This window comes from Sporichthyaceae bacterium, from assembly GCA_036269075.1.
In the GTDB taxonomy this organism is placed as follows: Bacteria; Actinomycetota; Actinomycetes; order Sporichthyales; family Sporichthyaceae; genus DASQPJ01.
The window spans coordinates 1-19,936 of the sequence record DATASX010000055.1 but is presented as its reverse complement, the minus strand read 5'-3'; the positions used below and the strand labels follow the sequence as shown (position 1 = coordinate 19,936).

Sequence of the window (19,936 nt, the reverse complement as noted above, 5' to 3'; positions counted from 1 at the left end):
CTACCAGGCGAGGAGATCGGCGAGTTCCTCGCGGGCGACCGCGCCGCTGCCGAGCAACGCGGCGTCGGCTCGGGCCCGGCGGAAGTACAGGTGGGCGTCGTGCTCCCAGGTGAAGCCGATTCCCCCGTGCAGCTGGACCGCCTCGGCGCTGACGAACCGGTAGGCGTCGGAACACCAGATCCGGGCCACGAGCGCGGCCTCGGCGAGTGCGTCCGGATCGTCATGGACCTCGACCGCGCGCCCGACCGCCGAGCGGGCCATCTCCACCTGGACGAGCATGTCGGCCAGCGTGTGCTTGACCGCCTGGAAGCTCCCGACCGCGCGGCCGAACTGGCGCCGTTCCTTCACGTAGGCGACGGTCCGGTCCAGGCACTCCTGCGCGCCGCCGAGCTGCTCCGCGGCCACGGCGACCCGGGCGACCGCCATCGCGGCGCTCATCACCGCGGATCCGTCGTCGCTCAGCCGGATCGCCATGACATCGCCGACGCGCACCCGGGCCGCGGGACGTGACAGGTCGAGCGATTCCGCCGGTTCGACCACCACGCCGTCCTGGCGGAGGTCGATGAGCTCCAGATGCTCCCCGAACTGGGCGACCAGCCATCGCGCCCCGGCAGCGTCGGGCACCACCGGACCGGTCCCGTCGCGTGAGATCAGGGAGGCCGTCACCGCGGTCTGCCGGCCGGCCGCGATCTCGGTGAGCACCGGTCCCGCCGCGGGACCGCAACGAGCCAGAACCTGACCCGCCATCACGGTGCTGGTCAGGAACGGCACCGGCAGCAGTGCGGCCCCGAGCTCCTCGGCCACGGCCGCGATCTCCGGCACGCCCCCGATGCCGTCGGCACTCCCGGGCAGTCCCAGCGCCGCGATGCCGACCTGCTCGCTCAGCACCGACCACGCCTTGGCGTCCCACGCGGCGCCGGGTCCCAACGTGCGGACGACCGTCGGCCCGCCGAGGTCTGCGCAGACGTCGCGCACGGCCGCACGCAGCTCGGCGATCAGCCCGGCGCGTTCGGTGTCCAGGGTCACGTGCCCGGCACCCACTGTTCGTACAGGTGGTGGAAGTGCCGGATCCGGCCCTCCTGGTAGCCGGACAGCGTCACCCCGGTGCGCCCGGTACTGAGCAGCCCGCGCTGGACGGCCTCGAGGTTGAACTCGTCCTGGTCGAAGACCCGGGCCAGCGAGCCGAGAACCTCGACCGCATCACGCCAGTGGTCATCCCCGCCGAGCCGGATCTCCGACGCCGACGGCGGGCGCTCGCCGGCGAACGGCGCGAGCAGCATGACCTCCATCAGGGCCGAGCGGTGGTCGTCGCCGTTCGGTCGGAACCGGTAGAAGATCTGGTTGTAGGCGCCCCACGGATGCGCGTTGGGGAAGACGTTGACGAAGTAGCTGTCGACGAGTTCCGCGTCGCAGAGCAGCTCGGCGCCCGGACCGAGGGTGGGCCGCAGCGCCGTGCGCGCGGCCTCGGCCAGTACCTGGCGCGCCGTCGCGCCCGGCGGAACCCTCAGCGCGGGCGGGTCGTCGAGGCGGACGTCCAGCGCCGAGTCCAGCTGCTCCTGCTCGCTGGGCCGCCATCCGATGAGCGGGCTCGCGACCCCGCGCGGGGAGATGGTGCGCGTGACGTTGCCGAAGACGTCGTACTGGCTGTTCGCGTCGCCGAAGCCCGGCAACAGCTGGGGATGTGTGGTCACGACGTGGTAGCTCTCCAGGAACGCCTCCTGGACCAACTTCCAGTTGGCGTTGACCACCTTCGTGACGTGCGCTCGGACGTAACGCTCCGCCAGCGGCCAGCGCTCGAAGAGGTCGGGCAGCACACCCAGGAACGAGCCCAGCGACGCCGCGGCCGGGTCCGGGTTGAGGAACACGAAGCCCCCCCAGGTGCCGATCCGTAGCCGCGGCAGTTCGAACTCCTCCGGCCGGACCTGCGGGAAGTCCCACTCGCTCGGAATGCGCTTCAGCTGTCCCTGCAAGGACCAGCAGAACCCATGGAAGCTGCATTGCAGCTCCTCGACCCGACCCGGCGCATCGCGCAGGGCGCGGCCACGGTGCAGGCAGGCGTTCGGGAAGGCACGTAATCCCTCGGGGCCCGGCGCGTGGCGCACCACCAGGAACGACCGGTCCGCGATGTCGTAGACGAACGTGTCCCCCACCTGCGCCAGCTGCTCCGCCCGGCAGACCACCTGCCAGACCCGCGACCACAGGTGCTGCTTCTCCAGCTCGTGGGCCTCGCGCGAGAGGTAGCGAGCGATCGGCACGTCGGCCAGCCCCAGGTCGGCCGGAACGTTCCAGCGCATCGTCTCCGGCACCTCGCGGGAGTCCGCGTCGAGCAACTCCTGGTAGCTGAGACCGCGCGGCGGACGGCGCTGGTCCTGCACCGTCATGACGTCGTCTCGGGCGTCTCGAAGCGCCGGCTCCGGCCGGCCGCGCCGCCGGCCGTCGGGCCGCCGCTGGCGATCCACCGGCACATCTCGGGATCGACGCTGACCAGCTCGCCGGCGATCCGCCTGCCGTCGCGATCGAAGCGCCCGGTCACGCCCTGACGGTCAGTCACCTGTACCGGACCGAGGCCGTCGTCCGCCCATTCGTACGTGGCGCCCGTGAGCGGATGGACGAGGCGTCGCATGACACCGAATGGTAGGCGCGACAGTGCTTCATAACAAGACTCGACATAAAGTTACTCTTGCTGCATGAGCTTAGTTACTCGATAGTGAGTACAGCTATTCCGAGCCGGGAGGAACGCGTGGACGTGGTCGGCAGGACCGCCGTCGTGACCGGTGCGGCGAGCGGAATCGGACACGCGACGGCAGCCGCGCTGGCGGGCGCCGGGATGGCCGTCGTGGTCGCCGACATCGACGGTGCCGCGGCGAAGGAGGCCGCGGCCCGCTTGACCGGCCACGGGCACCAGCCGGTCGAGACCGACGTGTCGGACCCCGCTTCCCTGGCCGCCCTCTTCGCCGAGCTGGCCAGTGCCGGCCGGGACTTGGCCTGCGTCGTCAACGCCGCCGGCATCATGTCCGGCGGCGACCCCTGGCCGGGCAGCGACCTGCGCAGGATGGCGCGGGTGCTGGCCGTCAACGGCGGTGGCGCGATCACCACGACCACCTTGGCCGCGACCTACCCGGTGCCGGGCGATCGCGTCGTGGTGAACGTCGGCTCTGCCGCGGGCATCCGCGTCCTGCCTCCCGACCCGGCGTACGCCTTCACCAAAGCGGGCCTGCTGCACTTCACGCGGTCCGCGGCCGCGGGTGGCAGCGGCCTTCGGGTGAACATCGTGCTGCCGGGCATGGTCCGCACTCCCCTGCTTGCGACCAGCGGGCGGGACGGAGTCGCCGATTGGCTGGTAAAGCGGGTCGCGGGTCCCTTGCTCACCCCGGAGCAGGTCGCCGAACCGATCCTCAGGCTGGTGGCCGGTGACCACAACGGTGAAGCGTGGTCGATCGAGCTCGACCCGACCGATCCCACGCGGGCCCTGGTGCAGGTCGTCGGGTGATCGCGCCGACGACCGAGGCCCTACTGGACCGCGAGGCCTCGGAGCGGATGTACGAGCTCATGCTCACGACGAAGCTGGCCGACGACCAGGCCCGCGAGGAGACCAAGGCGGGCCGCCTGCAGGCCGCGTTCTACCCGGTCCGCGGCCTGGAGGCGGTCTGCGCGGCGCTCGGTGAGGTGCTGCGCCCGGACGATCAGCTGGTCTCGACCTACCGCAACCTCGGCGACGCCCTCGCCAAGGGCGTCAGCCTGCGGGCAATCATGGCCGAGCTCTACGGCCGTATCGACGGGGTGTCAAAGGGCAAGGGCGGGGCGATGCACCTGCACGACACCGCGGTCGGGTTCATGACGACCACCGGCATCGTCGGCTCGGGCCTGCCGATCGCCCTCGGACTCGGCCTGGGCGCGCAGCTGGACGGCTCCGACCGCGCCGTGGTGGTCACCTTCGGCGACGGGGCGACGTCGATCGGCGCCGCGCACGAGGCGCTGAACCTGGCCGTGTTGTGGAGGCTACCGATCCTGTTCCTCTGCCAGAACAACCAGTGGGGCGAGCACACCCCGATCGCCGAGTACGCCGGGTCCACCGACCTGCGCGCCCGGGTCGAGGCCTACGGCATGCCCGCGCACCGGGTCGACGGCTTCGATCTGTTCGCCACCCTGCGATGCCTGCGCGACGCGGTCGCGTCGTTGCGCGCGGGCCGCGGCCCGGTGTTCGTCGAGGCGATGACCTACCGGCTGACCGGGCACACCGGCACGGCCGACTTCAGTTACGTGCCCGCCGACGAGCTCGCCGCCGCCATGGCGCGCGACCCGGCCCCGGTGTTCCGTTCGTGGCTGGTCGAGTCCGGGACCCTGACCCAGGGCGAGGCCGACGAGGTGGAACACCGGGCCGAACAGGCGGTGGCGGACGCCTTCGCGTTTGCGCAAGCGAGTCCGCTGCCGGGGCCCGCCGAGCTCTGGACCGACGTCTTCGCCACTGACGTGGTCACCTGGGAGGAGCGCTGACCGTGCTTGCCGAACCGAAGACCGAGGAGATGACCTCGGCCGTCGCGATGAACTCCGCACTCGACTGCGCGATGGCCGCCGACCCCAAGGTGATCCTGCTCGGCGAGGACATCGCCGACCCGATCGGCGGCGTGTTCAAGGTGAGCAAAGGCCTGTCGACGAAGTACGGAGCCCACCGCGTTCGGGCCACCCCGATCTCCGAGCAGGCCATCGTCGGTACGGCCATCGGACTGTCGCTGGCCGGATATCGCCCGGTCGCGGAGATCATGTTCTTCGACTTCATCACGGTCGCGATGGACCAGATCGTCAACCACGCAACGAAACTGCGGTACATGTCCGGCGGTGCGACGCCGGCACCGATCACGGTGCGCACGACCGTGGGCGGCAGCCGGTTCGGCGCCCAGCACGCGCAGTCTCTGGAGGCGTGGTTCATGCACACCCCCGGCATCAAGGTCGTGATGCCGTCCAACCCGGTGGACGCGAAAGGCCTGCTGACCTCCTGCATCTTCGACGACGACCCCTGCCTGTTCATCGAGCACCTCAACCTCGCCTACAGCAGCAAGGCCGAGGTCCCGGTCGACGACCTCCGGATGCCGCTGGGGAAGGCGAACGTGCTCACAGCCGGCGGCGACGTCACGCTGATCACCTACGGGGCGACCGTCCCCCTGGTCCGCGCCGCCGCCGAAACCCTGGCGGGGCAAGGGATCAGCGCCGAGATCATCGACCTGCGCACCCTGATGCCGCTGGACCTCGACACCGTCTTCGAGTCGGTGAGCAAGACCCGCCGGGCCGTGGTCGTGCACGAGGCGACCCAGTTCATGGGCCCCGGCGCCGAGATCGGGGCACAGATCCACGAGCAGCTCTTCGGCGAGTTGCTCGGCCCGGTGCTCCGGGTCGGCGCGAGGTTCACACCGGTGCCGTTCTCGCCGGGGTTGTCGAACGCCCCCTCGACCGAGCGCATCCTCACCGCCGTGCACTCCCTGCTGGACCAGCCCTAACGTCAGCGAAAGCGCTAGTAGGTGAGCAGGTCGAGGGCCTCGAGGTGATGGCGGTCGTTGAGGCTCTCCACCACCCGGCGGCCGTCGAGCGAGGCGCGGACCACGGACACCGAGGCGTGCGCCGGCAGGAAGAACATGTCCGCGCCGATGCCGAGCAGCTGCGCGAGGTAGGCGTTGATCACGCCCCCGTGACAGACCACGGCGATCGCCTGCCCCGCGTGACGGTCGATCACGTCCTCAATCGCAGCGGTGGCCCGGGCCCGCAGCTCTTTGCCGGTCTCGCCGAACGTGTAGACATCCCACCGGCGGGTGCGGGCGAACTCGACGTGGGCTGCGGCCCAGACCTCGGCGCCGACGTGGTCGGGGGGCCAGACGTCGGCGGGCATGTCGGCGTAGGCGTCGACCTCCGCAAGGTCGGGACGCACCAACGGTTCGACCCGGTGGCCGGCCGCGATCACCTCGGCGGTGGCCCGTGCCCGCAGCATGTGGCTGCATGCGACGGCCGCGAGCGACTCCACCGCCAGGTGCTCGGCCACCACGGCCGCCTGCCGGCGGCCGGTCCCGGTCAGCTCACCGTCCAGCCAGGCCTGCGGCATCACCCCCGCCGGCGTCGACTCCTGCTGGGCATGGCGCACCAGGAGCAGGCGCGTGAACTCCGTCCCGTCGCGCAGCAGCGCGGGATCGAGGTCGATGTACGGGGGCGGGATCACCGCTGGAGGAGGCCCTCGGACCGGATCCGGTCGGCGAAGCACTCCAACCACGTCCAGCCATTGACCAGGACGCGGTCGTCGCCCTGGCGGCGCGTCACGCCACCCTGGGCGCGGTACCCGCCCCAGCGGGCCTTGTTGAAGCCGCCCATCTGCTGGGTGGGATCGCCGGTGAAGATCCAGCCCCCGGCCGGGCCGAGGTCGTAGGTGCCGGTGGCCACGTAGTCCTCGGCGTCGAGGATGAAGTCACCGCCGACGTCGGTGCAGACAGCCGTCGCCCGGTCGCCCTCGACCACGACCCCGGCGCTCCAGCCCTGCCGCCCCCGCACGATGTGGCCGAACTCCACCGTGCCGTCGTCGAACTTGTTCGCGAAGACGTTCCAGGAGATCTGCAGATCGGTGTACCAGCGGTACTCCTTCCACTCCGCGCCGTGCTGGAAGTACAGGTGGTCGAAGAACACCGGGCCCTCGACCGGTTCACCGAGCACCGAGCCGGTGACCCAGTAGGACTGGCTGGCATAGCCCAAGGGTTCGCTGCGGGCGGGCGCGAAGAACTGCACACCGTGGGCGGAACGCGCCCCGGACAGCGCGACAGCCGGCCCCTCGGTCCATGTGAAGTGCTCGTCGGTGATGGTCAGGTCGATCGGCAACTCGGCGGAGGCGTGCAACATCCCCTTGGACTTCCAGTTCCGCCGCAGCGGTTCGAAGTCGCGTACCAGTTCGCCCTTGGCGCTGCGGCCGGACTCCGGCGCGAGCTCCATCGCCCCGGAGGAGTTGGTCAGGATGTAGTTCCCGCCCGACATCGGGCCGATGAACTTGCGTTCCACGATGTAGGTCTTGCCCGAGGCGGTGGTGAAGCCGCCGTAGATGTACTGCGACTGCAGGGTCATGCCGTTGAGCTGCTGCTCGGGCATGATCGCCGACAGGTCGGGCTCGTAGATCCCCGCGACGTTGCAGAAGTTGTAGTCCCCGACCAGTTGCCGCTTCTCGCCCACTGCGCCACCTCGAGTTACTTACTTTATGTTGTCTCTAGTAATCCAGCATCGCACCAGCGCCGGGTCGATGCAAGACACGGTGTCAAGTAAGTAGGATGCGCAGGTGACCATCCCGACGCGGCGACCGGCGCACCGGCCCTCCCGCCGAAGCGCCATCGTGAGCACCGCCCTGGAGCTCATTGCGGAGAGCCAGGCGGACGCGGTCACCATCGCGGATATCGCGGCGGCCGCGAAGATGACGCCCGCGGCGATCTACTACCATTACGCCTCCCGCGACGCGATCCTGCTCGAGGGCTTTCAGGGGGTCAGCCAGACCTACCGGGCCGCCATCGACGCGGGAGTAGACCGGGTCAAGGCAGGGGAATCGATCGGCTGCATCGCCGGGGAGATCATGACCTGGGCGAAGTCCTCCCCCGGGGCGCGTGCTTACGTCCTGTCCGCCTCCGGCCTCTCCTCCGCCGTCGAAGGTGTCCTGCGCCACGACCGCATCCACGCCGTCGAGCAGCTCCGGGTGGCGGTGAAGGCAGCGCGGCCGGGCGTCCGGGCGGCGGAGGCATCGGTACTGGCAGTCGCCCTGCTCTCGCTCACCGAGGCGGCGGTCGCCTCGATGCTGACGCTGGACCGGGCCCGCAAGGGTCTGAGCGAGACGCGGTTCCGCCTGGAGGTCGAGGCGCTCGCCGAGGGCGTCATCACCCCTGGTGGGTAGCCGTCAGCTCCGCTCCTGCGCGACAGCCATCATCCGCAGGGAGACCTCCTCGTAGGCCTTGCGCAACGCCGCCTTGGACTGCCCGGCAAGCGGGCCCTCCCCGAGCCGCAGCGAGTGCACGTTCGTACCGAGAGAGAACAGGCTCCGCATCATCAGCGAGGTCGTGGTCCAGCGCAACGCGGTGTCGCGCCGATTATTCGGCGCCGAGGGGACCTGCAGGTAGTCGACCATCCGCTCGATGTGCCGGCGTTCGAAGTCCTGCCGGATGCGCAGCGAGTTCGCGGTCGCTCCGGGAAGCTGGTGGTAGAGCAGCTTCGCCGGCTCCGGGTTGTTCTCCACCCAGTCCCAGACCGCCCCGATCACCCGGCTGAAGCTGAGTTCGTCACCCTCGGGCCGGGCCTTCTCGACGACCTCGTCCAGTTGGGCGAAGACGTGGTCGAGCGCGGCTTCGTACAGCTCGTCCTTGCTGGCGAAGTGGTAGTACACCGCGGTGGTCACCACGTCGGCCTCGGCGGCCACGTCCTGGATGCTGGTGCCCTGGAAGCCCTCCCGGGCGAACACGCTGACGGCGCAGCGGACGACGTGGTCACGCCGGTTGGGCCGCCGGGCGAGCTGTACCGATCGTGTTACCGGTGCCGACCGTGCCAACGCCCTGGGTCCTATTCCTCGTTCCCTCACCTGTCCAGCACGCATCTTGCCCGACCGTACCGCCCGATCACGGGAGGGCGAGCACGAGGACCGTGCCCGCCGTCCCGTCGACCTCGACCTCCATGCCGTCCACCAGCCGGACCGTCGCGTCGGCCGTGTCGCACACCGCGGGGATCCCGAACTCGCGCGCGACCACTGCGGCGTGCGACAACATGCCGCCGATGTCGGTGACGACCGCGGCCGCGTGGCCGAACAGCGGGGCGTATCCGACGTCGGTGACCTGGGTGACGAAGACCTCACCCGGCTCGAGGAGGTCGGCCGTTTCGGGCTTGACGACCCGCACCCGCCCGCGGGCCTTCCCGCCCGCCGCAGCCACGCCGGTGAGGCGGTCGCCGGCGGCAAGGGTGGGCACATCGGGCTCCGGCTCCCACGGCGCGACGAACGCGATCGGCAGCCGGATTGCGGCCAGCCGTTCCCGCTCCGCCCGGCGGCGGGTGACGGCCGCCTGCGCATCGGTGCCGGGCGCGAACAGCTCGGCGTAGGCCAGGTAGAAGACGTCCGACGGATCGCGCAGCACGCCGGTGACCGTCAGGCGCCGGCCCTGCTCCCGGGCGATGGACCGCATCACCCCGATAACCCGCACCAGCGCGTCCCGGTCGCGTTCGCGCTCCCCCGTGGCCCACCGCGCCAGCGCGACCGCCGGCCGTGCCCGCCTCGGGACGGCGACGGCGCCGTGCGGCCCGGAACGCGTCGCGCCCGGGGCGGCGAGCACGCAGGCCGCCTTCCCGACGGTGCGCAGCACCAGGTCGGGGTCGTCGGCGAATACCGAGGAGGCGAGTTCGCACTCGGCCGGCCCCCGGTGGCCGAACGTCCGCAGCGCCTCGGTGACCGCGGTCGCGAAGCCGGGCGAGACGGCCTCCATCCGACCGAGCAGTCCGCTGCCCCCCTCGCGCAGGACGGCCAGCACCGCCGGTTCGGCCGCGGCCAGCTCCGCCAGTCGCCGCACCCCGCTCAGGCCCTCCGCACTGGTGAGGCCCTCGCCGACCTGGACCACGACGCCGGTCCGGCCGGCCAGCTGCTCGGCGGTGTTGGTCCCGGCACCGGAGAGGATCGCGCCCAGCGCGGCCAGCCGCCAGCCGTGGCACTGCAGGTCGTAGCCGAGGTTGAACATCGATTCCAGGGCCGCGTCGGACAGGCCGAGCGGATCACCGGCCAGGCGCTCCAGCCGCGCGACCTGACGCAGCATCTCGTCGATGTCCCTGCGGTAGCCGGTGAGCACGCCACCCAGACGCAGGCCCATCGCGCCGCCGGCCTGCGCCTTGCCGCGGCGCGTGGTGACCTTGTCCATCGGGAGGTCGGCGAAGTTCAGCGGCGGCAGGTCCGCGACGTGGCGCCCGAGGTACTGCGCGGCGAAGGACTCCGCGTCCCAGCCCGGAGAAAGCTCTCCGATGGCGGCACCGGTGGCCACGTTCATGTACACGCGGTGGCCCTGGATGCTGAACATCCGGGCGTGCGCCTCGGTCCGCGCGACCCCGGTCAGGCCGACGAAATGCACGGCGGCGACGCCGGCCTGCGCGAATGCAGGCGCGACCGCGGTGAGCGACAGCGGCGTGGCAGGCCCGGGCAGCGCTTCGGAGAAGTTGGTGGCGACGAACGTCGAGAACCGGGGGTCGACGGGGCTGTCGAACTCGCCGACATGGTCGGGCTTGGCGCCCGGCTCGAGCGGCCCCCCGTCCAGCGCCGGGGTGTCCGAGGGAACCCGGCCCGGCCGGAACTGCTGCTTCCACGGCATGCTTACCGCCTTGTCGCCGACGCCGAGGACGCCGACCAGCGACAGCCGGGTGTCCTCCAGAGCGTCCGGGCCCGACCACGCGCACTCGAACCCGAACTCCTCGCGCTGCCGCGTGGTGTCCAGCAGCGGCTGGTAGAGCACGAAGCGGAAGTCGCCCACGTTCACCGGGAGCAGCTTGCGCTTGTACAGCGCCGCGATGCCCTTCTCCAGCCGGTCCTCACGGATCCGCACGATGCGCTTGCCGAATGCGGCAGCCACCTGCTCCACCGAGACGATCTCCTCCGCGGCGAGATTGACCGGACCGGCCGGACCCCGCTCGCAAGCGACGGCGAAGAAACTACCGACGTCGTCGGCGTGCACGACCTGCCAGCTGACCTCCCGGCCCTTGGCGACGGCGATGGCGGGGCCGGCGAGCAGGTTGCGGACCCGGTTGTCGATCCGCCGGCCGACCACGATCGGCGAGCGGATGCTGATGGCGTCGACGTCGGCGGCGGCCAGCAGCGCCTCCGCCTCGGCCTTGTGCACGGCATAGGTCGCCTCCGGGTGGGGCGCGAGCGGGGTGCTCTCCAGGAGCCGGGCGCGGTCGTCCGGCTTGGGACCGTAGGCGGTCGTCGAGCTGGCGAAGACAACCCGGCGGACCCCGGTGCGCTCCATGGCGGCGAGCACGTTCTCGGTGCCACCGATGTTGATGGCCCGCTCCGCCGGGTCGCCGAAGAGCGCCTCGATCGCCCAGGCGCAGTGCGCGACCACGTCGCACCCCTCGAGGGCGCGGGTCAGGGCGTCGAGGTCACGGATGTCCGCGGCGACGTATTCGGCACCGACGCACGGACTGGCCGGCAGCCGGCGCGACAGCCCGATCACCCGGTGCCCGCGGCGCAGGAGACGTCCGGTGATCTCGCGCCCGAAGACCCCGCTCGCTCCGGTTACCAGGATCGTCCGGGGACGGTGCTCGACGTCAGGACTGGTCATCCTGCTCCTTCACAGACAGCTGGGTTTGTTGCCCCGGGGTGCGGTCCACTTGCCGTCGACGACCTGCATCGGGAATGCGCACATGTTGTTCACGTGCGCCGGCGGCTTGCCAGGGACGTAGGTCAGGGGCTGGCTCGTCCCGCCAAGGGTCTCGCTCTTGAACGTGTAGAGCCCTTTGAGCAGGAGCGCGGTCGACGGAGTCGCATCCGGCGCGATCGACTGCGCCGCCTTGGCGAAGATGTCCGCGACGTTCCAGCCCTGCGCGTGTGCGGCGAAGATCTGATCCAGACCCACCGTCTGAAGCAGGACCGAGCGGAACCGCTTCTCTTCGGGCAGCCCGTTGTCGATGAACGGGAACTGCTGGCTCGGAATGATCAGCCGGTCCATCGCCGGGTTGCTCGGGGAACTGGGGTCGGTCAGCACCGGGGCGGTGACGTAGGTCGGTTTGTAACCCTGGCGCGAGCAGTCCCGGCCGATCCGCTTGACCGAGTTGATATCGATGCGCAGGAACAGCACCTGGGCCCCGGCGTTGCGCGCCTGCAGGCAGTTGGCGGTGAAATCCGGTGCGGTCAGTGACGCCCGGCCGGCGAACACCGGCGTGAACCCCGCCTTCGCGGAGAAGCCACCGAACGTGGTGGCGTAGTCGCTGCACTGCTGCACCTCCTGGCAGGAGATGAAACCCACCTTGAGGCCCTTGCCGAGCAGGTCGCGAGCGGCGGCGAACTCGGTGCCGTTCAGGGCAATGCCGGCCGCACCGAAGCCGAAGATCATCGGACTGGTGGGCGCCAGCAGGTTCGAGTCGTCGCCGTCGAGGATCGGGATGCCCTTGGCCCCGACGTAGTCGACGGCGGCCTGCGACAACGAGGCGCCGTGGGTGTTCCCGACGAAGCCGATCACCTTGTCCTGCTCGACCATCCGTCGCAACTGCGCCAGGTAGTTCGCCGGGTCCCCGCCGTCGTCAGCGACGATCAGCTTGATCGGGTGATCGTTGATTCCACCCCGGGAGTTCAGGTCGGTGATGTTCGCCTGGATTGCGGTGAGCACGGGCCGGAAGGACGTCCCGTAGAGACCGGTGATGCTGCCGACGAAGCCCACCGTGATCGGCAGGTGGTTGGCCTGCGCCTGCACACCACCGTGGCCGGCAGCCGTCGTGGCCGGCTTGGCCTCGCCACCGACACCCGCCGTGGCGGGCTTGGCCTTGCCGCCCGCGGCCGACGGGTCGCTCGCCTCGGTCCCGGCCGCTCCAGGCGCGCGCGTGGCGGCCCTACCGGTCGCGCCCGGGTTCGTGGTGCCGCTGACGACCGTCACCGGCACCGCATCGGTCGCGCTTGTGCCGGCCGGCCCGCCGGCCGCGGCGCCGGTCGCGTCGGTGCGGCCGGACGAGACCGGCGCGCCCTGCTGGGCGGCCACGATCTCGGCGCGGCTCAGGCTTGTGGCGCAGCCGCTGAGCAGGACGAGTCCGCACAGGACCACGGGCGTCCGGCGGGTCAGGCGATTCATCGCGGTACTCCTTCGGTGGACGCTCCGGCGGGCACCGGCTCGAGGCCTGCGTAGGACTGGAAGATCCGCTCCTCGTCGAGCTCGTGCGGCTCGCCGACGAAGCAGATACGCCCGCGGGAGAGCAGGACGACGTAGTCGGCCAGCGCCAGCGCCTTGCCGACGTACTGCTCGACCAGGAGCAGCGAGGCCCCCCGGGCACGCAGCGCGGCGAGGAAGGCGAAGACCTCGTCGACCACGACCGGGGCAAGCCCCATCGAGACCTCGTCGAGCAGGACCAGGCGCGGGGACTGCAGGTAGGCGCGGGCCATGGCGACCATCTGCTGCTCACCGCCACTCATCGATCCCGCGCGCTGGTTCATCCGGCGGCCCAACGTCGGGAACGCCCGAACCGCCAGGTCCAGCTCGGCGGCGCGGTTGCCCAGGAACAGCGTCAGGTTCTCCCGAACGGTGAGCCCCGGGAATACCGCACGGCCCTCGGGGACCGTGCAGACGCCGTGCCGCACCAAGTCGTGCGGCGCACGACCCGTCACATCCACGCCGTCCACGAGCACCTTGCCGCGCATCGGCCGCAGGGTGCCCGCCGCGACCCGCAGCAGCGTGGTCTTGCCCGCGCCGTTCGGACCGAGCAGGGCCACCGTGCTCCCGTCGGGCACCACCAGGTCGACGTCGCTGAGCACGGGCGCACCTGTGTACCCGGCGGTGACGTCGCGCAGCTCAAGCACGGGCCGGCTCCTCGAAGGTACCGAGGTAGGCCCGGCGGACCCGATCGTCGCGGAGCACGGCCTCGGTCGGTCCGTCGCACAGATGCACGCCGAAGTCCAGGACGTAGAGGTACGCGCAGATCTCGCGGACGAGGGTCATGTCGTGCTCGACGACCAACACCGAAGATCCGGTGTCGGCCACGATGTCGCGCACGATCCGGGCGAATGCGTCGGTCTCGGCGGGGTCCAGGCCCGAGGACGGCTCGTCGAGCAGCAGAACCGGGGAGCGGCCGCACACGGCCCGCGCCAGCTCCACCAATCGCCGCTGACCGGTCGAGAGCGAGCCCACGCGGCGGCCGGCGAGATCGGAAATGCCGCACACCTCCAGCGCGTCGCGCACCCGAGCTGCCTGCGCGGTCCGGGCCCCCCGCGGGGCGAGGAAGCACTTCCACGGCCGCCCACCGGCCTGCCGTGCCTCGACCGCGAGTCCGACGTTCTCCGCGACCGGGAGCGAGTCGCACAACGCGAAGCGCTGGAACGTCCGCCCGATGCCGTGCCGCGCGCGGTGCGCGGGCGACCAGGAGCTGACGTCGACACCGAGCAACTCCACGTAGCCGGCGGCCGGGTTCACCGTGCCTGCGCACGCGTTCAAGGTCGTCGTCTTACCGGCCCCGTTCGGTCCGATCAGACCGACGACCTCCCGCGCCCGCACCTCCAGGTCCAGGGCGTCCACCGCGCGCGTTCCACCGAACTGGACCGTCAACCCGCGCGTGGCCAGCACCTGCTGCTCGGGCCGCGCATCGATCGGAGCGTTCACCCCCGCACCCCCGCGTGGGTCGGTCGTGCGACCTGACGGGGCGGCAGAAACTCCCGGCGGCGCAGCCGCGAGGCCACCCGGCCGCGGTCCCAACCCCGGTTCAAGTCGAACTGACGGTCCGACAGAAGGCTCGCGGCAATGGCCGCCGCCCCGAAGATCGCGGTGTACCAGCCAGGGTCCAGATGGATCTGCGTGGGCATGACCGCCAGTGCGTACGCCGCAGCCGAGGCGCGGATCACGGTGGCCCGCGAACCGAACAGAGCGAGAACGGCGACCCAGGTCAGGCCGACCGTGTAGCCGTAACCACGGCTGCTCGCCTGGAGCGTGACCCCGGAGGCGAGCGCCCCGCCGATCGCGGCGAGGAAGCCCGCGACACAGAAGACGGCCGTGCGGATCGTCGTGGTGTCGCCGCCGTTGGCCGCCACCGCGTCGGCGGACTCCGCGTTCGCCTGAAGCAGCCGACCCAGCCGCGCGCGCTGAATACCGAAGACCGTCGCGGCGGCCAGGGCGGCCATGGACACGCAGAGGTAGTAGTAGCCGCGGTCCTCAGCGAGGTCCAGTCCGAACAGCGAGATCCCCGGCCGCGCGACGGCGCGGAAGCCGCCGCCGAACATCGCCTGCGTCGGATACACCAGCTGCTGGAGCAGCACCGCGAACGCGAAAGTCGCCAGCGCCAGATAGAGCCCGGAAAGGCGCAGGGTCGGCAGCGCCACCGCCACTGCGACCGGAACCGCGATCAGGCCTGCGGCCGGCAGCGCCAACCCCCACGGCAGCCCGGCATCGAGGAACTGACTCATCGCGGCAGCGCCGATGGCCGCGAAGGCGGCGTGGGCCAGCGAGACCTGCCCCGAGGTCCACACCATCAGCCCGAGGCCGAGGAAGACCACCACCAGACTCGCAGCGGTGGTCCATACCGACAGGGAAGTGTCGACGAAAGCCGGGATCAGCACGGCCACGAGCGCGAGGGCGAGGACCGCCTCCCAATGCAGCCGCGGTGTGACCGCCCGCCCGGTGGCGGTCCGGTTGCTGCCGGGGACGTCGAAGAACTTCCGCGCCGGGGTCACCACGAGCAGCGCGAACAGCACGAGGAACGGCGCGACGTCGGGGATCCCGGCCCAGAACGGCGAGTTCGGCAAGTGCTCGCCGATGATCTTGGCGCTGAGCGTCGACGCCACGCCGATCGCTACGCCACCGACGAACGTCCCGCCGATCGAACCGAAGCGACCCACCGCAGCCGCACCGAAGGCTTGGACCACGAGCAGCGCCAGCACGACGGTGTCGAGGCCGAGACTGGGCGCCAGCAGCAGGCCGGTGGCGCAGGCGAACACCGAGCTGATCACCCAGGCACCGCGGCGGACCGAGGTTGGATTGTCGCCCTCGTAGGAGAGCAGCTGCGGGTTGTCGACGACTGCGCGCATGCGCAGTCCGGTCCTGGTGAAGCGGAAGAGCGCGAGCAGGCCCAGCACCCCGCCGACCGCGATGCCCAAACCGATCAGCTGCTCGTAGGAGACGAAGGTGCCCCCGATCTTGACGGTGCCCTGCGGGAGGAAGGGGTTGAGCGGGATGGTGGCCGCCCCGTAGCGGACCGCGGCGAGGCCCTGCACCACGAGCAGCAGGCCGACGGTGGCGACGATCCGGTAGACAGCCCGCACCCCGTGCAGACCCGCGGCCATCCGCTCAAGCACCAGACCCGTGGCGGGCGCGAAGACGGCGAGCACCAGCAACGAGGCCAGCGGCCAGGGCAGACCGCGGATCTCGGTGAGCTCGTAGAAGACGTAGGCACCGGCCGCGGCGATCGCGCCGTGGGCGAAGTTGAACAGCCCACTGGTGCGGAACGAGAGCACCAGGCCGACGGCTGCCAGTCCGAGCAGGGAGCCCGCGACGATGCCGGAGACGACGAAGGGCAGGTAGTCGTTCACGGCCGGCACCAGCCGCACGGCTCGAGCCCGGCCTGCGCCGGCATCGGCAGCGCCTCCGCGGGTTTGCCGGTCACCAGTCGGCAGGCCGGCCGGTGGTACAGCCGCCCACCGGGCAGGGCGACCCGGCGGTGGTCGGTCTCGATCCGATGTCCGCGCCCCGCCCGCCGCGAGCTCCGCAGCGCGCTCTGGCGCAAGCCGATCCGCGCGCGCGAGATCAGCAGCAGGCGTGCATTGCCGCCCGCCGCGATCACCAGCCCGATGGCGGACAGGTTCACCCAGGCCGCGCCATCGGCGAACCTCGCCTCACCGGCCGCGCCGTGCCAGGCCATCGCCAGCAGGATCGCTGCCAGCGCGTTGGCGGCCAGAGTGAGGCGCAGCGCGCCCGGCGTCCACGGCCGGGTGGCGCCCGCCGTCGTCGTGCTCATCGTGCGGAGGCCCGGGCTCCGTCGTCCGACCGGAACACCGCGGTGTCCATCGCACCGGGGCCCGGCGCGATGGCGTCGGACCCGCCGAACCGGTGCTCGATCGGCGCGGGCCGCTCAACGTAGCGTTCGTCGGAGGCGGTGGTCAGCTCGTCGAGCTTGTGCCACTCGTCGCGCAGGTCGGCCGAGAGCCACAGGGTGGCGCCCAGGCCGAGGACGAACAGCGAACCGACGCCGGCCGACATCAGCAGCGGCAGCTGCTCGGCCGGGTACGGGGTGCGACTGATCCGCACGTAACCGACCACGAGCATGACGACGCCGACCAGGGTCAGTCCCAGCGCCAGGGCCCGGTCCCAGTGGGCTCGCAGTGCGTCCACGCGATTCACGACTGTCGGACTCCTCGGATGCGAATGAGCTGGCCCAGCAGCACTACGCCGACACCGGCCACCACGAAGGGCGGGAACAGGTCCAGGTCGAGATCGGCCGACCGGGCGGACAAAGCCCGAGCCCTGACCCGGACCGTCGGGACGCCGGCGCCGGTGAGTCCGCTGGTGGAGCCGGCCACCGGCACCACGCCTGGCGCAGCCGCGGCGTCCGTGGTGGACGGAACGCCGGTGCCCGGGACCCCGGCGGGATCCGCATTCGGGCCCATCCCCGGGACCGACCCCGCGTCGGCCGCCGCGGGCGCGCCGGAACTGTTCAACGAGACGTAGCTGCGCCCCAGCGTCAGGCTCTGCGTGGTCAGGCCGAACGGCGAGCCGTTCGGCGGCTGGTAGCGCGAGGTGATCTCCACGCCCGCGCTGAGCACCGAGTCGGCGGTGATGATTGGCTGGAGGTAACGCAGACCGATCCCCTGCTCCTTCAGCGCCTTGGCGATCGGACTGTCGTCCGGCAATGGGGACTTCTGCCCGGCCAGGCTCAGTCCGTCGGGCCCGAAGGCGAGCGGGACACCGGCGACCGAGAGCCCGGTCACCACGAGCTGCGATGTGGGTTGGTGGTCCTTACCGTCGGCGACCATCTGGGCCAGCGACTGCACGGCGCCGATCTGGACCGCAGCGACGGAGATCCCGGTGGCCAGGGTGCCCGCCCGCGCGGTGACCGAGCGGCCGTCGGTGCTGGTCTCTGCCAGCGACGACGCCTGGGCGAGCACGACGCCGGCCTGGTGGATGGTGTCCCCTCCCGCGCTGGCCGTGCTGCGGTCCGCGTCGCTGTCGGCCTCGAGCAGGTAGGGCCCGACCTCCTGGGACGCCTTCGGGGTCGCAGGCGCGCGGGAGACGGCGAAGTAGGGGTAGTCCGGCAGTGCCGACAGCCGCGGGTCGAGGCCGCGTGCAGTACTCGGCAAAGCGGTGATCTGCTCGCCCGGGTTGCTCGCCGCCGCGATCGCGGTGCTGTTGCCGATCGCGTCGAGCAGGGCGCGGGCACTCGGGCTGCCGCCGTCGAAGATCGTCTCCGAGACCGGAGCGTCCTTGACCACGTAGGTCTCGTGGGCCACCTCGGCGGCCGCGGTGGCGGTGAAGCTGAGCGCCGCCCGGGCGTCCGGCGCACGGACGAGCGGGGCCGCACCGATCAGGACCGGCACGGCGACGATGCCGATGATCCGCAGTCTCACCGCGACTCCGAAACGGGGACGTTGTCTGGGGCTCGCTCGACTACTTACTGGAGATGAAGACCAGCTAAGCCGTTGGCCGACAATACCCCTGGAACAACCCTCGTACAAGACTAAATAACTCGGTTCTATGACAAGTAAGTGTGTGCGTTCCGCGCCTCGGTCCACATTGCTTTCTTGACATCTGATCTAGTTTCCCGCCACTCTTCCCAGTCATGGCTGACACGGCCTCGGACCCCGACTTCGAAGACGCTGCGGAGCGCTACCTGGCGGCCGACGCAGCTGCCGTCGCGGACCCGTTTCCGATGTTCGCCCAGCTCCGGGAGAAGTCGCCGGTCCACTACATCGAGACCGCCGGGGTCTGGCTCGTCACCCGGTACTCCGACATCTGCACGGTGGCGCGCAATCCCACGGTTTTCTCCTCCCGCCAGGCGACCGGTCCGCACGGGCAGCGTCGCCGGCAGGCACTCGAGACCCTCGCCGCCGAGTCAGAGGAGCTGCGCAGCGCGCTCACCGCCGGTGCCTTTCGGGACCGCGAGCCCGTGCTGCTCCGCTGCGACCCACCCCGGCACACGGCGCAGCGCAAGCTGGTCAACAAGGCCTTCACACCGAGCCGGGTCCGGCAGATCGAGGACACCGTCTCCGACATCTGCACCCGCCTGGTCGACGCGGTCATCGACACCGGGCGGATGGAGCTGGTGTCCGACCTCGCAGTGCCCCTGCCCATCACGGTGATCGCCGGAGCACTCGGCGTGGCCGACGGTGACCTGCCGACGTTCAAGCGGTGGTCCGACGCGCTGGCGGCGAGCATCGGCAACGACGCCCTCAACCGGGACCAGGTCCTAGCCCAGATCCGCAGCCAGTCCGAATTCGCCGCCTACTTCATCGACACCATCGCGAACCGGCGGCGCACACCGCAGGACGACCTGATCTCCGACCTGGTGCACGCCTGCGTCGACGGCGAGTCACTGCGCCAGGACGAACTGCTGACGATGTTCGCCCAGTTCCTGATCGCGGGGAACGAGACGACGACGACGCACATCACCGCCACCGTCCAGGTGCTGCTCGAAGAGCCGTGTTTGATGGCCCGCTGCCGGGCGGACCTGACCCTGCTGCCGAAGCTGATCGAGGAGTCGCTACGGGTCGAGTCCCCGATCGCCGGCCTGTACCGGACCGCTCTGGTCGACACCGAGGTCGGTGGCGTAGCCCTTCCCGCGGGCGCGCACCTGCTGCTCTGCTACGGCTCGGGCAACCGTGACCCCGACCAGTTCGTCGACCCCGACTCCGTCGACCTGGAGCGGGAGGGCGAAGGCGCGCACCTCGCCTTCGGTCAGGGTCCGCACTTCTGCCTGGGCAGTGCGCTCTCCCGGGCCGAGAGCCGGATCGCGCTCACCGCCATCCTGACCCGGATGACCAACCTCCGCCGCGACCCCGATGCTCCCCCGCCGGAGCGGGTACCCAGTTACATCCTGCGTGGGGTCCGTCGACTGGACTTGCTCTTCGACCCCGCCTGACCGAGTCTCCTGCCTGGCTGACGGACAGTCAGGTTTCGCCGGTGCGGCATCAGGGCAACCGCGCGATCAATCCCCCGGTCCCGATCAGCGCCCGAGCCGGTGGACCGCGGTGTCCAGCTTGCGGGCAGTCACCGCCAAGGAGTCCCGC

Annotated in this window: 19 protein-coding genes; 5 read left to right on the top strand and 14 right to left on the bottom strand. The window is 71.0% G+C overall.

Annotation, left to right across the window (positions count from 1 at the left end):
- Genes VHU88_09885 through VHU88_09875 form a run of 3 tightly spaced genes read right to left on the bottom strand, consistent with a single transcriptional unit; the run spans position 1 to position 2,623 of the window.
- The gene (locus tag VHU88_09885) at positions 1-1,026 is read right to left on the bottom strand and encodes an acyl-CoA dehydrogenase (GenBank protein HEX3611984.1); all 1,026 of its coding nucleotides are present in this window, start codon (positions 1,024-1,026) and stop codon (positions 1-3) included.
- Positions 1,023-2,381, bottom strand: coding sequence for an aromatic ring-hydroxylating dioxygenase subunit alpha (locus VHU88_09880; protein ID HEX3611983.1), 1,359 nt, complete (start codon positions 2,379-2,381; stop codon positions 1,023-1,025). Before VHU88_09880 ends, VHU88_09885 begins: the two co-directional genes overlap by 4 nt.
- On the bottom strand, positions 2,378-2,623 hold the full coding sequence (locus tag VHU88_09875) for a hypothetical protein (GenBank protein ID HEX3611982.1): 246 nt from the start codon (positions 2,621-2,623) through the stop codon (positions 2,378-2,380). Before VHU88_09875 ends, VHU88_09880 begins: the two co-directional genes overlap by 4 nt.
- 123 nt (positions 2,624-2,746) lie before the next feature.
- Between VHU88_09875 and VHU88_09870 the strand changes: the two genes are divergently transcribed.
- Genes VHU88_09870 through VHU88_09860 form a run of 3 tightly spaced genes read left to right on the top strand, consistent with a single transcriptional unit; the run spans position 2,747 to position 5,492 of the window.
- Positions 2,747-3,490 carry an SDR family oxidoreductase gene (locus tag VHU88_09870; GenBank protein ID HEX3611981.1) on the top strand — a complete coding sequence of 248 codons (744 nt, stop codon included), beginning with the start codon at positions 2,747-2,749 and terminating at the stop codon, positions 3,488-3,490.
- Positions 3,487-4,494 carry a thiamine pyrophosphate-dependent dehydrogenase E1 component subunit alpha gene (locus VHU88_09865; GenBank protein ID HEX3611980.1) on the top strand — a complete coding sequence of 336 codons (1,008 nt, stop codon included), beginning with the start codon at positions 3,487-3,489 and terminating at the stop codon, positions 4,492-4,494. The genes VHU88_09870 and VHU88_09865 overlap by 4 nt, the downstream gene beginning before the upstream one ends.
- A 2-nt stretch (positions 4,495-4,496) precedes the next feature.
- Entirely contained in the window at positions 4,497-5,492 is a 996-nt protein-coding gene (locus VHU88_09860; protein ID HEX3611979.1) for an alpha-ketoacid dehydrogenase subunit beta, read from the top strand.
- Between the two features lie 14 nt (positions 5,493-5,506).
- Here the strand turns inward: VHU88_09860 and VHU88_09855 are convergent, their stop codons facing one another.
- On the bottom strand, positions 5,507-6,202 hold the full coding sequence (locus VHU88_09855; protein HEX3611978.1) for a histidine phosphatase family protein: 696 nt from the start codon (positions 6,200-6,202) through the stop codon (positions 5,507-5,509).
- A complete protein-coding gene (locus tag VHU88_09850) occupies positions 6,199-7,194 on the bottom strand; it encodes a hypothetical protein (GenBank protein ID HEX3611977.1) in 996 nt (331 codons plus the stop codon). Before VHU88_09850 ends, VHU88_09855 begins: the two co-directional genes overlap by 4 nt.
- Before the next feature lie 103 nt (positions 7,195-7,297).
- On the opposite strand from VHU88_09850, the gene VHU88_09845 reads away from it, so the two are divergent.
- Positions 7,298-7,900 carry a TetR/AcrR family transcriptional regulator gene (locus VHU88_09845; protein ID HEX3611976.1) on the top strand — a complete coding sequence of 201 codons (603 nt, stop codon included), beginning with the start codon at positions 7,298-7,300 and terminating at the stop codon, positions 7,898-7,900.
- A gap of 3 nt (positions 7,901-7,903) precedes the next feature.
- Here VHU88_09845 and VHU88_09840 read toward each other — a convergent pair whose 3' ends face one another.
- From VHU88_09840 to VHU88_09800, 9 genes are all read right to left on the bottom strand, one after another.
- A complete protein-coding gene (locus VHU88_09840) occupies positions 7,904-8,461 on the bottom strand; it encodes a TetR/AcrR family transcriptional regulator (GenBank protein ID HEX3611975.1) in 558 nt (185 codons plus the stop codon).
- A 154-nt stretch (positions 8,462-8,615) separates the two neighbouring features.
- A complete protein-coding gene (locus VHU88_09835; GenBank protein HEX3611974.1) occupies positions 8,616-11,309 on the bottom strand; it encodes an NAD-dependent epimerase/dehydratase family protein in 2,694 nt (897 codons plus the stop codon).
- Between the two features lie 9 nt (positions 11,310-11,318).
- Positions 11,319-12,809, bottom strand: a complete 1,491-nt coding sequence (locus VHU88_09830; GenBank protein HEX3611973.1) for an ABC transporter substrate-binding protein — start codon at positions 12,807-12,809, stop codon at positions 11,319-11,321.
- Positions 12,806-13,531 (bottom strand): ABC transporter ATP-binding protein, encoded by a 726-nt coding sequence (locus VHU88_09825; protein HEX3611972.1) that lies wholly within the window; start codon positions 13,529-13,531, stop codon positions 12,806-12,808. Before VHU88_09825 ends, VHU88_09830 begins: the two co-directional genes overlap by 4 nt.
- Positions 13,524-14,327 carry an ATP-binding cassette domain-containing protein gene (locus VHU88_09820; protein HEX3611971.1) on the bottom strand — a complete coding sequence of 268 codons (804 nt, stop codon included), beginning with the start codon at positions 14,325-14,327 and terminating at the stop codon, positions 13,524-13,526. Before VHU88_09820 ends, VHU88_09825 begins: the two co-directional genes overlap by 8 nt.
- A complete protein-coding gene (locus VHU88_09815) occupies positions 14,324-16,264 on the bottom strand; it encodes an ABC transporter permease (protein HEX3611970.1) in 1,941 nt (646 codons plus the stop codon). Before VHU88_09815 ends, VHU88_09820 begins: the two co-directional genes overlap by 4 nt.
- Positions 16,243-16,671, bottom strand: a complete 429-nt coding sequence (locus tag VHU88_09810) for a hypothetical protein (protein HEX3611969.1) — start codon at positions 16,669-16,671, stop codon at positions 16,243-16,245. Before VHU88_09810 ends, VHU88_09815 begins: the two co-directional genes overlap by 22 nt.
- Complete coding sequence (locus VHU88_09805) at positions 16,668-17,054, bottom strand: hypothetical protein (protein ID HEX3611968.1); 387 nt, start codon at positions 17,052-17,054, stop codon at positions 16,668-16,670. Before VHU88_09805 ends, VHU88_09810 begins: the two co-directional genes overlap by 4 nt.
- A complete protein-coding gene (locus VHU88_09800; GenBank protein HEX3611967.1) occupies positions 17,051-18,277 on the bottom strand; it encodes a hypothetical protein in 1,227 nt (408 codons plus the stop codon). The genes VHU88_09805 and VHU88_09800 overlap by 4 nt, the downstream gene beginning before the upstream one ends.
- A gap of 212 nt (positions 18,278-18,489) precedes the next feature.
- Here VHU88_09800 and VHU88_09795 point away from each other — a divergent pair, with 212 nt between their 5' ends.
- Entirely contained in the window at positions 18,490-19,788 is a 1,299-nt protein-coding gene (locus VHU88_09795) for a cytochrome P450 (GenBank protein ID HEX3611966.1), read from the top strand.
- Positions 19,789-19,936 lie beyond the last annotated feature (148 nt).